Consider the following 13,025-nt stretch of genomic DNA (forward strand, 5'->3'; position numbering starts at 1 on the left):
GGGCGGTCCACAGGGTCGCGGCGAGCAGCAGCAGGGCGGCCGGGGCGGCGCCGGTCAGCAGCGCCACGGGCAGCAGGAGCAGCAGGTAGGCCGCCAGGCACATGCCCAGGACCCCGGTGGACCTCAGCAGGAACCCGGCGGGTGTGGAGGCCGCGCCGAGGGCGGTGACGGACAGCCCGCGGAAGCGGTAGAGCAGCCATTCCGCCGGGCCCATGCTCACGGTCAGCGCGATCACCGCGTACGGCTCCGTGCGCCCCTCCAGCAGGACCAGTACGGCCGCCGCCAGACCGAACAGCCCGTACGGCAGGGACTTCCGCAGCGGCGGCCGGGCACCGCCGTCCGGGGCGGCCGGGGCGGCGTACGTGCCGCGCAGCACCCGGACGACCGCGGCCAGCGTGGCGAGGAGCGCGAGCGCCGGGAGCGCGGTGCGGACCAGGGGGCCCGGCTCCCACCAGGGCAGGACGGCGGCGCCCACGAGCAGCGGGGTGAGGGCGGCCAGCAGGAGCCGCTCGCGGCCCAGCACCAGCAGGATCCCGGCGGCGGCCAGGTAGAGGGACTGCGCGGCCACGGCCCAGGTGACGGCGGAGCCGCCGGCGGCCGCGGCCCCCGCGGCGGTGGCGGCGACCGCGCCGAGCGGCGCCCCGGCCAGCAGGGTCCGGCCCGCCTCGCGCGGCCCGGCCACCATCCGCAGGTAGGCGCGGTGTCCCAGGGCCTGGCCCCAGGCCCAGGAGACGATCCCGGCGACGATCGGCCCGGCGGCGTGCCGGCCGGGCTGCCACAGCGGGGCGGTGAGCAGGTAGGCGAGTCCCGGGAGGGCGAAGAGCACCCCGCGCAGCAGGCACCGTACGGTGTCGGGGCGCCAGGGGTCCGCCGCCCGGGCGGGCTCGGGGAAGACCCGGGGCACCCGCTCGTAGAGGGCGGCGGCGAGGGAGAAGATGTTGGGGTGTCCGTACCGCTCGCGGATCAGCTCGGCGGACAGGCCCTCGGCCTCCAGGAGGGCGGCCACCTCGTACGGGTGGACGGCCGGCCCGACGCGGTCGGCCAGTTCGGCGGCGAGCCGGCTGACCTCCTGCTCGTTCGGGCCGGGGAGTCTGAGGGCGAGGGTGGTCTCGGTCCACGCCCGGCGGGCCGGTCGTGCGGCGGTGTCCGCCAGCCGCAGGGCCAGGGTGTCCTGGTGCGCGCCGCCGGGTTCGAGTGAGATGGGCCCGCTCATCCGGCGAGGCTCCCCGTGCCGGTGGCCGCGGTGGTCCCGGGCTCGCGGGCCTGCCGCCCCTCGGACGTGAGGGCCCGGACGGGTGCGGGCGGGCGGGCCCGCTCCTTTCTGCGGGCGCGTCCGGCGGCGACGGCCACCGGGGTGAGGACGGCCGGGGCCGGGGTGCGGGTGGGCGGGGCCGGAACCGGGGTGAGGACGGCTTCGGTGAGCGGCGTGCGGGCCTGGCCGGGCAGTTCCAGGTAGATGGAGCGGAAGGTGTCGATGGTCTGCCGGAGGGTGAACTGCTCGATGACCCGCAGCCGGGCCGCCTCGCCCATGGCGGCGCGCCGGGCGGGGTCCCCGAGGAGTTCCAGGGCGGCTTCGGCCATGGCCGCCGGATCGCGCGGCGGCACCACGAGACCGGTGTCGCCGACCGCCTCGCGTACCCCGCCGACGTCGGTGGAGACGGTGGCCCGCCCGCAGGACATGGCCTCGATGAGGGTGAAGGGGAAGCCCTCGCTGATGCTGGAGAGCATCACGACGTTCCCGGCCGCGTAGGCGTCCTTGATGTCCTCGACGCGGCCCTCGAAGGCGACCGCGTCGGCGTGGCCGAGGTCGCGGGCCAGGGCCTCGCAGCGCTCGCGGTACGCTTCGCCGCCGCGCGGCGTGCCGCCGAACAGGCGCAGCCGGGCCTCGGGGACCCGTTCGCGGACCAGGGCGAAGGCGCGGATCAGGGTCTCCAGGTCCTTGATGGGGTCGACCCGGCCGGCCCAGCTGAGGGTGGGCGCGTCCGGTTCCGGCCCGGCGGGCGGGAAGGCGGCGGGGTCGACGCCGTTGTAGACGGTGCGGATGGCCTGCGGGTCGGCGCCGCCCTCTTCCTCCCAGAGCCGGTTGTAGCGGTTGCCGGGGGTGATCAGGGAGGCCCGCCGGTAGCTCTCCTCCGCCAGCAGCCGGAAGAAGCCGAGGACGACGGCCTTGACGGGCCAGCGGTAGGGGGCCGTGCGGTAGCCGAGGTAGCGCTCGCGCAGGTAGACGCCGTGTTCGGTGAGCAGCAGCGGGACGCCGTGCCGTTCGAGTCCGGCCAGTCCGGGCAGGACGGCGACGCCGCCGCTGACGGCGTGGGCCACGCCGTGTTCCGGGGGCGGGGCGGCGAGGGGGCGCAGGGCGTGCTCCAGCAGGGAGGTCGCGGTGAGGGCGTCGTGCAGGGTCGGCCGGGCCTCGCGCACGGTGAGCCCGGGGCGGTTCCAGACCGCCGCGAGCACCGCGATGGCTGGCAGGTAGGGGCTGAGGGCCCCGTCGGAGGCGGCCCGGGCCAGCGTGGAGAGGGCGGGGGCGAACCCGGCCTCGGCGCGGGGGTCGAGGAGTGCGGTGAGGAACCGCTCGTAGGCTCCGGAGAGCCTGCGGTGGGCGCGGCCGCGCGGGGCGCGGCCCTCGGGGGGCGCGCCCCACATGGGCACCGACCGGACGCCGAGGACGTGGCCGGGCAGGTCCCAGGCGAGGGATTCCCGGCCGGTGCCGGTGACGGCGATGACGTCGAAGTCGATGTCGGGCATGCCCTGGACGAGCTGGTCGCACCAGACGCTGACCCCGCCGTGACTGTGCGGATAGGTGCCTTCGGTGAGCAGGGTGACGTGTGGCGCGCCGGGGCGCCGCGCGCCGGCTTGAGCGTGCATGGGTGTGCTCCACGGCCGGTGTGTGGGGGTGGTCGGGCCGGTCCGGGCCGCGCTGGGCGGGCCCGGACCGGCGGGACGCCGGTTCAGCGCCGGTCGGTGCCCTTCGCGCCCTCGCGGACGGCGGGCGGGACGTCCGCGGCGGGTGCCGGTGCGGTGGCGGGCGCCGGTCGGGGCGCGGCCACGGCGGACGGTGCGGCGGGGGCCGACGACGGCAGGGCCAGTTCGAGGGGCGTGCCGGTCGAGCTGGTCCAGCCGGAGACGCGTCCCGCGTAGGGGCTGCCGAAGGCGGCGGCGCCGAGCCGGGTGCCGGAGGGCAGGGTGGCGGTGACGTCGAGGCCGGCGGGCGCCACGACGGTGACGGCGGTGCCGATCCGGTAGGCGGTGACCTGGCCGGCCTGGACGGCGTTCTTCCAGGCCCCGCGGCGTTTCAGTTCCGTGCCGATGTCCTTCATCCGCTCGTTCACCAGTGGGGTGTCGGCGGCGAACAGGGCGTCGTAGCCGTCGATGACCCCGTTCAGCACCGGGTAGGCGAGGCGTTCTTCGGCCAGGTTCGACTGGTGGATGAAGTGCGGCTTCGGGTCGTTGGCGAGGACGTGGCCGAGGGCGGTGCGGGTCTCGGCGGGCACGATCTTCTGCGCGTACCCGGTGGTGGTGTCCAGGGGTGCGGGCAGGCAGGTGGTGGTGTCCGAGTGGTCCTCGCAGATGCCGCTGCCGCCCTGGGCGCGGGAGGTGTAGATCCAGTTGTACTCGTCGGCCGCCTCGGCGGCCTTCCCGACGTTGTAGTAGACGTTCATCGGGTAGCGGGCGACGGTGGAGGCGGAGCCGACCTGACGCTGCTCGGGGTCCCGGGAGTTGTCCGAGGCGACCCACTTGATCCCGTCGCCGGTGAGGGAGGCCGCGAGGTTCGGGTTGTCCTGCGGCTGCTGGGGCAGGACGGCCATGCCGGAGTGCTCGCCGGTGACGAGTTCGTCGTTCTGCAGGGGCAGGCCGAAGCTCTGGCCCCAGAGGCGGTTGAGGACGATCTCGTTGTCGATGGTGGTGCGGCTGACCCACTTGGTGCTGCCGTCGGGGTTGGTGGCGCACCGCCAGGGGACCACGCTGACGTCCTGTTCGCAGCCCAGGAAGGCGTGCGTGTAGGTGTGGTTGATCCAGCGGAACCTGTCGCGGTCGGCCTGGAGTCTGTCGGCCAGCAGGTCGACGCCGTTGTTGTCCTCGCGCTGGTCGAGGCTGCCGGCGCCGTTGTAGACCATGTCGAGGGTGAAGTTGCGGCCGGCCTGCCAGTTCTTGGCGTACTCGGCGTCGTCCGCGGTCATCCGGATGGGGTTGGGGGTTCCTCCGCCGCCGTCGGCGCAGTCGACGTCGCCGGGGGTGCAGTTGAGCCGGGTGTCCCAGCGGTCGTCGGCGGCGAAGACGTCGTCCACGTGAACGGAGAAGTAGTTGCGGGAGGCGCCGAGGTGGACGCCGCCGGTCATCCATTCCACGATCCCGCGGGCGAGCAGCCGGTACTGCTGCTGGTAGCGGTTGTAGACGAAGGTGACGACGAGTTCGCGCCGGCCGTCGTGCTTGTACTCGCCGACGAGCGAGCCGCGGCGGGCGGTGCCCGGGATGGGTGCGTCGACGTAGGTGGTGAAGTCCGCGCCGGGGGCGGGCTGGGCCAGGTAGGCGTAACTCTCGCCGACGGTGGGCGAGTTGTCCTCGAACGGGACGGATCCTTCGAGGTAGCCGAAGGGGCCGGAGCGGCCGGCGGCGGTGACCGCCGCCTGGGCGCCGTCGACGCTGCCGGCGTAGCCGCCGGCGACGAAATACTGGAGGCCGACCTGGGGACGCGCGTAGGTGTAGGCGTCGACCTGGGGTATGTCGTACCTCTGCTCGTAGGCCGCGAGGGCGGCCATCTCGGCGGAACCCGCGGCGAACGGGTTGTCGTTGGGCAGGACGACCGCCTGGAACCTGGCGCGGGGCCGGCCGCCGACGGTGTCGGCGAGGAAGGCCGCGTCGATGACGGGCCGGTCCGGCCGTGTGAGGTCGACCTGGGTGTACGGCGTCCCCGCCGAGTCCAGCTCCGCCGTGATGGCCTGGACGGCCGGGCCTCCGTCGGCCACGACCAGCACTCTGAGGTCCACGCGGGGCGTGGTGGCGTCGGCGTGGGCCGCGCCGGCCGGCAGTCCGGCGGCTGCGATGAGCGCGCCCACCGATAAGACGGCGGTACGTATGCGTCGCCTGCTTCGCTTCATGCGGTGAAAGTCCCTCCCCGGGCAGGGGTGAGCGCAGCACGCACGAAGCGGCGGACGCCCCCCTTGCGCGACGCCGGCCTCCCCCTCAGAAACCAGTCGTCGACGCATCCGTCGCGTCACATGGTGGTGCCTGTGTGTAGCTTTCGTGGGGGCGTTGCGAAAACCGACGGAAAAACGCAGGCGACCAACTCGGCGGAAGGCAGGCCGAGTTGTCCTCCCCTGCCCCTTCCCGCCCCTTCCGGAACCCGGCGGGCGGGAGTGTCCGCCGACCATGAGGGCCGGTCCGGAGCCGAGCGCGGTGCCGCCGGACCGAGCCGGGCCGGCGGCACCACTCCCTCGTGGTCTGGACCACTGGGGTCTTCGGCCGGGGGCGATTTCAAGCCATCGCCCGCCGGAACGGGGGGCCGGTCAGGCGCAGAGGACTCGGGTCTCGGGGGTGTAGACCGGGCCGCCGCTGGTGTTCGTGCTGTCGCTGAACTCGGCGTAGTAGTACGAGTAGAAGCCGATGTTCCCGTTGCAGCCGGAGTCGGCGGCCACCTTGAGGGTCAGCGTCACGGTGCGGCTCTGACCGGGGGGTATGGTCGCGCCGTAGTTGGCGCCGAGGTCGGAGGGGCCCACGCCGGAGCAGGCGGCGGCACCGGTCGGGGTGGCCACGCTGCAGCCGGTGAAGCTGTACTTGAGGTCGGCGCGCTGGGTGGTGAGCCAGGTCGGGGCGATGCTCTGGTACACGAACCAGACGTCGTAGGTCTTGTTGTTGGTGAGCGTCATCGACAGGTTCACCGTGCCGCCGGGGGTGACGGTGGCCGCGTTCGTGGCGAACGTCAGGGCTGCGGGCGCGGGGTCGGCCTGGGCCGCGGGGGCCAGGCCGAACACGGCCAGGACGGAGGCGAGGGACGCGGTGAGGCCGAGGCGGCTCTTCAGAGGTGATCGCATGGCCCGGGAGGCTAGGGCGAGGCCTCGCGCGGCGTCTGCCCCGCGGGGGAGCGCGGGGGCGCACAACGGCCGGAAGTGTGCGCCCCGTGAAGGCGCCCCGGGGAGCCTGTGAAGGGTGATCACGCACCGTATACCGGCAGTCCACGGTGGGTTCCCGGCCGCATGCCCGGAAACCCGCGGAGCGGAGGGCCCACGAGACGGTGAATGGCGCGTACCCACCCCGGCCGGCCCCCGGAACCCCGGACCCCGCTTCTCGGCCGTCCCGCCCGCGACCACAAACGGAACCACCGCCCGGCACGACCCGCGGACGGCCGCCGCGGAAAGCGGAAAACCGAAGGCGTCGGCCGCCGGCGCCCGAAGCCCCGTCCTCGCCGCGCCCCGGCCCCCGCACTCCGTTTCACGGGCCGCCGTTATCCCGGGGGGACGCCGTCGAAGGTGATCTCGCCGCTGCGGAGGAGTTCGGCCGCCATGTTGCGTTCCATCATGCGCAGGGCCGCCTCGGCGAGGCCGGCGTCGATATGGGCGACGGCGTCGAGGGCCACGACGACGTCGAGGTGGCGGATGTGGGCGTCCAGGGCCGAGTAGAGCACGCACTGCTCGGTCACCTGCCCGCACAGGACCACCCGCCGCACACCGAGCTGGCCCAGCAGGTAGGCCAGCGGCGTTTCGTAGAAGACCGAGTGCCGCGCCTTGACGACGAACAGGGACTCCTCGTCCGGTGCGACCGGCTCCACCAGGTCGCGGTAGCGGCCGGCCAGGGCGGCTTCGAGGATCTCGCCGTGGTGGGAACGCCAGAGGCCGAAGTTGTCGTTCACGTAGACGACGGGTGCGCCGGCGTCCCGCGCCCGCCCGAGCAGCGCCCCGATGCCCGGAAGGGCTTCGCGGACGGACCGCACCAGCACGTCGGCGTCCTCGTGTTCGTAGGTGTTGAGCATGTCGATCACGATGAGCGCGGCACGGCCCGCGCCGTCGCCGGAGGTCTGGGACAGCAGCATGGCGGGGGTCCTCCATCCGGGGACGAACGACGGGGTGGCCGTGGGGGAAGTCTGCTGCCTCGGCCGGGTTCTGCCGCGTCGGCCACGCCGCGGACGGCTCCCGCGCATGGTCCGCCGCCCCGCACGGGTAGGCGCCGGGGCATGACCCAGGAGCGAGAACCCGCGGCAGCGACCGGCGCGACCTGCGGCACCGGGCGGGAGGGCGCCTCCGGCGGCACCGGGCGGGAGGCGGAGGAGTGACCCCGGACGAGGCCCTGCGCCGGATCGCCTTCCTCCTGGAATGGCGCGGGGCGTCCCCGTACCGGGTGCGGGCCTTCCACACGGCGGCCGACGCCGTCCGGGACCTGCCGGCGGGGCCGGTGGACGCCGCAGAGGCCGCACGACTGCGCGGGGTGGGCCCGGTCACCGCCGAGGTGATCTCCCAGGCCTCCACCGGACAGGTACCCCGCTACCTCGCCCGCCTGCAGGCCGAGGCCGGCCCCGCGGCCCGCGCCGGCTGGGACCTTGCGGCTGCGAGCACCGGGGACTGCCACCTGCACTCCGACTGGTCGGACGGCGGCAGCCCGCTCGAGGACATGGCCGACGCCGCCCGCGCCCTGGGCCACCGGTGGGCCGTGCTGACCGACCATTCGCCGCGCCTGACGATCGCCCACGGGCTGAGCCCGGACCGGCTCAGGAGCCAGCTGCGGGCCGTGGCCGCCGTGAACGCCAGGCTGGGCCCGGGGTTCCGGCTGCTGACCGGCATCGAGTGCGACATCCTCGAGGACGGTTCGCTCGACCAGGACGAGGAGCTGCTCGGCCGGCTCGACCTCGTCGTGGCGTCCGTGCACTCCAAGCTCCGCTCGGAACCCGGGCCGATGACCGCCCGTCTCCTGGCCGCGGTGCGCAACCCCCGCGTGGACGTGCTGGGACACTGCACGGGCCGGATCATCACCGGCCGGGGCCGCCCGCAGTCCCGCTTCGACGCCGGGGCCGTGTTCGCCGCCTGCGCCGAGTCGGGCACCGCGGTGGAGATCAACTGCCGCCCCGAGCGGCGCGACCCGCCGGACGACCTGCTCGAACTGGCCGCGGACGCGGGCTGCCGTTTCGCCGTGGACACCGACGCCCACGCCCCCGAACAGCTGCACTGGCAGACCACGGGCTACGCACGCGCGGCCCGGATCGGCCTGGGAGCGGACCGGCTGATCACCACCTGGCCGCTCGGGCGGCTCCTGGAAGGCAGGGCCGGCGGAGGGTGAAACCGCCCCCACCCCCGCCTGAGTCCTGGTCACGGATGGAAGAGCACCTTCACCATGCTGTCCCGCTTCTTCTGGAAGTCCGCATACGCCCGGGGGGCGTCGTCCAGGGACAGGTGGTGGGTGGCGAAGCCCTCGACCCCGAGGGGGTCGCCGTCGGTGACCAGGGGCATCAGGTCGTCCACCCAACGGCGGACGTTGGCCTGTCCCATGCGCAGCTGGATCTGCTTGTCGAACATCGTGAGCAGCGGCAGCGGATCGGCGGCTCCGCCGTAGACACCGGCGAGGGAGATGGTGCCGCCGCGCCGCACCAGCTCGATCGCCAGTTCCAGGGCGCCCAGACGGTCCACGCCCGCCTTCTTCATCAGGGCGGAGGCCATGGCGTCGGGAAGCAGGCCGGTCGCGGTCTGCAGCGCCTTGACCGCGGAGCCGCCGTGGGCCTCCATGCCGACGGCGTCGATCACGGCGTCGGGGCCGCGGCCGCCGGTGGCGCCGCGGACCGCGTCGACGAGCTGATCGCCGTACTCGGACAGGTCGAAGACCTGCACGCCGTGCCCGGCGGCGCGGGCGAGGCGTTCGGGTACCAGGTCGATGCCGATGACCCGGCCGGCCCCCCGGTGGGCGGCGACGCGGGTGCACATGTCGCCGATCGGGCCGAGGCCCAGGACGGCGACGCTGCCGCCGGGCGGGACGTCCGCGTAGACGACGGCCTGCCAGGCGGTCGGCAGGACGTCCGACAGGTACACGAACCGTTCGTCCGGCGGCCCCTCGGGAACCCGGATGGGCAGGGTGTCGGCGAAGGGGACGCGCAGGTACTCGGCCTGTCCGCCGGGCACCTGGCCGTAGAGCTTGGTGTATCCGAAGAGGCTCGCGCCGCTGCCGTGCTCGCGGACCTGAGTCGTCTCGCACTGCGAGTGCAGGCCGCGTTCACACATGAAACACGTCCCGCAGGACACGTTGAACGGCACGACGACCCGGTCACCGGCCTTCAGTTCCCGGACCTCCGATCCGACCTCGGCGACCACCCCCATCGGCTCGTGCCCCAGGATGTCCCCCGCGTCGAGGAACGGCCCCAGCACCTCGTACAGGTGCAGATCGGACCCGCACAGCCCGGTCGTCGTCACCTCGATCACGGCATCCGTGGGATCGACGAGCTGCGGATCCGGAACGGTTGCGACCTCGATCTTGCGGCGGCCCTGCCAGGTCACGGCTTTCATCACGCCTCCTCTGGCGCGCATGCGGATCCCGGCGCCACGCCGCCGGAATCCGCCGCGGACGTGGGTGTCGGCTGCGGACGTGGGTGTCAGCTGGAGAGGGCTTCGAGGAGCTCGCCGACCTGCGGGTCGGGCAGGGCGCGGGCGACGTCGGCCTGGGCGACGACGCCGACGAGGGTGTGGCCGTCGATCACGGGGAGGCGGCGGACCTTGTGCTCGGCCATGGTCCGGAGGATCTCCGAGGCGTCGTCATCGGCACCGATGGTGACGGCCTCGCCCTGGGCGAGCTCGCCCGCCCTGCAGGTCGCGGGGTCCTTCCCGGCGCCGAGGACCTTCACGACGATGTCGCGGTCGGTGAGCATGCCCTTCAGGAGCTGGTCGCTGCCGCAGATCGGCAGCGCGCCCACTCCGAGGTCGGTCATCTTCTTCGCCGCGTCCAGGATGCTGTCGTCGGCACCGATGCAGGTGGCGTCGGGCGTCATGATCTCGCGTGCGGTGGTCACGATCGGTCTCCTGTGGTTCGCTCGGCCACGCGGCCGGTCCGGCGGCCTGGTACGGCGCACCTGCCCCCTGCCCGACCCGCCAAGCAGCCCGTGCCCGTCCGGTTGGCCGAAGGCCCCCCGCCCGTCGGTGCGGCGGCTGCGAAAGCTTTACCCGGCCCGCCGCACGATCGGGCCGGCAGCGGGTAGGTTGAAGACAGACCAGCCTGGTCTGGTGGGAGACCCCGCGCTACCTGGTGGCCACCTCCGAGTGGCCGGTGGAAGGTACGGGTGGTCTCGCTCGGCTGTGCACGGTACCGATGCCGTGCGCTTGACGGCCCTTGAACCGTGTGCGCTGCGGGACGCCGACCGTGATGTGGCTCTCTCGCGAATCGGCGGCACACCATGCAGCCAGCCCTGGGCGTGGACGTCACCACGTACGACCACACCGTGGTCGTGAGCGTGTCGGGGGAACTCGACACCGATACCTCGCCTCTGGTCGCGCGGGCCACCGGCACACTGGACCTGCGTCCGGGCGGCCCGGCCCTGGTCCTCGACCTGGCGGGCGTGACGTTCATCGACGCCGGCGCCCTGAACATGCTCCTGGCCCTGCGCCACAACGCGCGCGCCCACGGCACCACCCTGCGGCTGCGGGCCGTCCCCGCCCAGGCTCAGCAGCTGCTGGACCTGACCGGGACCCGGCACCTGTTCACCTACTGCCCCGGCCCCGCGCCGGGCCCGGGAACACGGGTGTGAACCGTCCCACCGCCCGCCGCGGCCGGCCGCGCGACAATCCCGGAAGCCGGCCGGCTGACCAACGGGGTTGTCACCCCTTGCGTAGCTTCTTGGGGCCCTGACCCTCCCGCGTGTTCACGCCGGTGTAGGCGTCGTCGTCCTTGCCACCGCTGGGGCGCTGTGAACGGCCGCGCGGTCCCAGGTCGTGGTGGCCCTTCTGCTTGCCGCCCTTGGCCAGGTCCTCGCCGCTGCGCGACGTGCTCTCCACCGGCGCCACCTCGCCGGCGCCGTCGGACGGTGCCACCTTGCCGGTGCGACGCGGGGCACCCTTCGGCGGGGTGTCGAAGGAGCGCCGGGCGCTGGGGTTGTCCTGCGTGTGGGTCGAGTCGACATCCGGCGACCAGCCGTGTTGCTCGGTGCCTTCGTGCCTGCTGGGTCCCTCACCGTGCGGGACGTGCGACTTCGGGCCTGTGGACATCAGGCCGCCCTCCTCCGGTAGACGAAAAGCCTCGGTCCTCACGCCTGCCCCCTGGCGGGCCGGCCAACCGGCCACGCCGGGCGCGAGTGTGTCCGGGGCCAGGGCGGCGGTCGAGTCCGGCAGGAAGAGGGCCAGTGGGTGCCTCGAGCCGATGCGGTCCACGAGCCGGCCGCCCACCGGGGACGGAACGTCAGCCGCACCGAACCCGATCGTGGTCGTCGGCCCGAGCACGGTGGGCGATATGCCGCCACCCTGCCCGGCCGTCCAACCCCGTTGCTGCTGCCGTGACTTGCGCTGCCGCCACTGAAGCCCCCATTCTCCCGGTGGCGCATGCGTGGCCCGACCGGGAAGGCAGTCGGGTGGCACGACCCTCCGGTTCCCGTCCCCTCCTGCGCCGTGCGCCACAACCGGCCGAAGCCAGGCGTACCAAGGGGGAGGGCGAGGACGTGTCATGAAGTGCCCACCCCCCTGCCCTGCCCGGGAACCCGGTGCGAAGATGAACGCGCCATGAAGACGGGCCACTTCTCCAGAGCCGCACGGGCTGCGATGTTCGCAGCCGTCTGCGTGCTGCTCGCGGCGACGGGCCACATCCTCATGTCGGGCGTGGCCGTGCCCTGGTGGGCGGTACCGCCCGCCTTCGCCGGGACGATCGCGGCGGCCTGGGCCCTGGCGGACCGCGAACGCGGACCGCTCGCCGTCACCACCGCGACGGTGGCCGTCCAGGCCGTACTCCATGCCGGGTTCTCCCTGGCCCAGTCGCTGACCCACCCGTCCCTGCCCGCCGGCAACTCGTTCGCGAGGCAGTGGGCCGCGTACCTGACGTGCGGCGGGGGCACGGGAACAGGCCTGTCGGCCCACGAAGCCCTGAAGACCGTCAACGAGGCCGGGCTCGCCACTTTCATGTCCCGGTTACCGCCCGGCGCCCCGATGACGGACGCCCACGACATGCATGGCATGCACGGCATGCATGCCATGCACGGCATGGCCTCCCCCACGGGCGGCATCGGCATGCCCGCCACCGGCCACGACATGGCCGGCATGTCCCCGACGGGCATGCTGGCCGCACACCTGCTCGCCGCCGTCCTGTGCGGCCTCTGGCTCGCCTGTGCGGAGCAGGCGACGTTCCGCTGCCTGCGTGCCGTCGCGGGATGGCTCCGGGCCCCCCTGTGGGTCCTCTTCCGCCTCCTCACCCCGACCACGCCGCACCTGCCCCGCGTCCGGGTCCGCCGGTCCCGCCGCCGCCACGCACTGCGGCAGCTCCTCCTCGTCCACGCCATCACCTCACGGGGTCCGCCGACGGGAACCGCTGTCCTGTGACAGCCGGCTCCCCGAGCGAACGCTGACGGCACCACGCCGCCGCGCCTCGGGCATCGGCCATGCCCTCCGGCAGGCCGTACCCCTTTCACCGGTCCCGCCGTGCGCGGCGCCGGACCTCCTTCACCCATGAGGACCTTGTGGCGATGACTCCTGCCCTGCCCACCCATGCCCGTACGGCCGAACGCCGGACCTCCCGGCCCACCGCCGGCTCCGAGGAGGCCGTGACACGGCTGGCCCTGGACGCCCGCGACGGCGATCCCGTCAAGGCCGACCGCTTCGTCCGCGCGCTCCACCGCGACGTCTGGCGGTACGTGGCCTACCTCAGCGCCGACACCCAGGCCGCCGACGACCTCACCCAGGACGTGTTCCTGCGCGCCCTGGCCGCCCTCCCCCGCTTCGAGGGCCGCTCCTCGGCCAGGACCTGGCTGCTGTCCATCGCGCGCCGCACGGTCGTGGACAGCATCCGCCGCGCCGCCGCCCGTCCCCGCCTGTCGGACCGGCAGGACTGGCAGACCGCCGCCGAGCGGACCCAGCCCCACGACC

The 13,025-nt window shown here is 74.0% G+C and carries 12 protein-coding genes; 4 read left to right on the forward strand and 8 right to left on the reverse strand.

The features are described 5' to 3' along the window. The 5 genes from VR44_RS21410 to VR44_RS21430 form a co-directional block, all read right to left on the reverse strand. Positions 1-1,213 (reverse strand): hypothetical protein (locus tag VR44_RS21410; RefSeq protein WP_045949177.1); only part of this gene is annotated, 1,213 nt, incomplete at its 3' end. Then, the gene (pelF, locus tag VR44_RS21415; protein ID WP_094191812.1) at positions 1,210-2,865 is read right to left on the reverse strand and encodes a GT4 family glycosyltransferase PelF; all 1,656 of its coding nucleotides are present in this window, start codon (positions 2,863-2,865) and stop codon (positions 1,210-1,212) included. The genes pelF and VR44_RS21410, both read right to left, overlap by 4 nt. A gap of 83 nt (positions 2,866-2,948) precedes the next feature. Then, a complete protein-coding gene (locus VR44_RS21420) occupies positions 2,949-5,096 on the reverse strand; it encodes a hypothetical protein (protein WP_045949178.1) in 2,148 nt (715 codons plus the stop codon). Positions 5,097-5,504: 408 nt separating this feature from the next. After that, positions 5,505-6,029 (reverse strand): hypothetical protein, encoded by a 525-nt coding sequence (locus VR44_RS21425; protein WP_045949179.1) that lies wholly within the window; start codon positions 6,027-6,029, stop codon positions 5,505-5,507. 410 nt (positions 6,030-6,439) lie between these two features. Then, entirely contained in the window at positions 6,440-7,024 is a 585-nt protein-coding gene (locus VR44_RS21430; RefSeq protein ID WP_045949180.1) for a cysteine hydrolase family protein, read from the reverse strand. Positions 7,025-7,260: 236 nt separating this feature from the next. Between VR44_RS21430 and VR44_RS21435 the strand changes: the two genes are divergently transcribed. Next, on the forward strand, positions 7,261-8,262 hold the full coding sequence (locus tag VR44_RS21435; RefSeq protein WP_045949181.1) for a PHP domain-containing protein: 1,002 nt from the start codon (positions 7,261-7,263) through the stop codon (positions 8,260-8,262). A 29-nt stretch (positions 8,263-8,291) separates the two neighbouring features. On the opposite strand, the gene VR44_RS21440 is transcribed toward VR44_RS21435, so the two are convergent. After that, positions 8,292-9,476, reverse strand: a complete 1,185-nt coding sequence (locus tag VR44_RS21440; protein ID WP_045949182.1) for an alcohol dehydrogenase catalytic domain-containing protein — start codon at positions 9,474-9,476, stop codon at positions 8,292-8,294. A gap of 86 nt (positions 9,477-9,562) precedes the next feature. Next, a complete protein-coding gene (locus VR44_RS21445) occupies positions 9,563-9,976 on the reverse strand; it encodes a CBS domain-containing protein (RefSeq protein ID WP_045949183.1) in 414 nt (137 codons plus the stop codon). A gap of 381 nt (positions 9,977-10,357) precedes the next feature. Here VR44_RS21445 and VR44_RS21450 point away from each other — a divergent pair, with 381 nt between their 5' ends. After that, positions 10,358-10,708 (forward strand): STAS domain-containing protein, encoded by a 351-nt coding sequence (locus VR44_RS21450; protein ID WP_045949184.1) that lies wholly within the window; start codon positions 10,358-10,360, stop codon positions 10,706-10,708. A gap of 70 nt (positions 10,709-10,778) precedes the next feature. Here the strand turns inward: VR44_RS21450 and VR44_RS21455 are convergent, their stop codons facing one another. Beyond that, the gene (locus VR44_RS21455; protein ID WP_045949187.1) at positions 10,779-11,165 is read right to left on the reverse strand and encodes a hypothetical protein; all 387 of its coding nucleotides are present in this window, start codon (positions 11,163-11,165) and stop codon (positions 10,779-10,781) included. 507 nt (positions 11,166-11,672) lie between these two features. Between VR44_RS21455 and VR44_RS21460 the strand changes: the two genes are divergently transcribed. Continuing rightward, the gene (locus VR44_RS21460) at positions 11,673-12,482 is read left to right on the forward strand and encodes a hypothetical protein (protein WP_052713746.1); all 810 of its coding nucleotides are present in this window, start codon (positions 11,673-11,675) and stop codon (positions 12,480-12,482) included. Between the two features lie 143 nt (positions 12,483-12,625). After that, the coding region (locus tag VR44_RS21465) for a sigma-70 family RNA polymerase sigma factor (protein WP_045949188.1) at positions 12,626-13,025 on the forward strand (400 nt) is incomplete at its 3' end.

Origin of the sequence: Streptomyces katrae (assembly GCF_000966975.1) — a bacterium.
GTDB lineage: Bacteria > Actinomycetota > Actinomycetes > Streptomycetales > Streptomycetaceae > Streptomyces > Streptomyces katrae.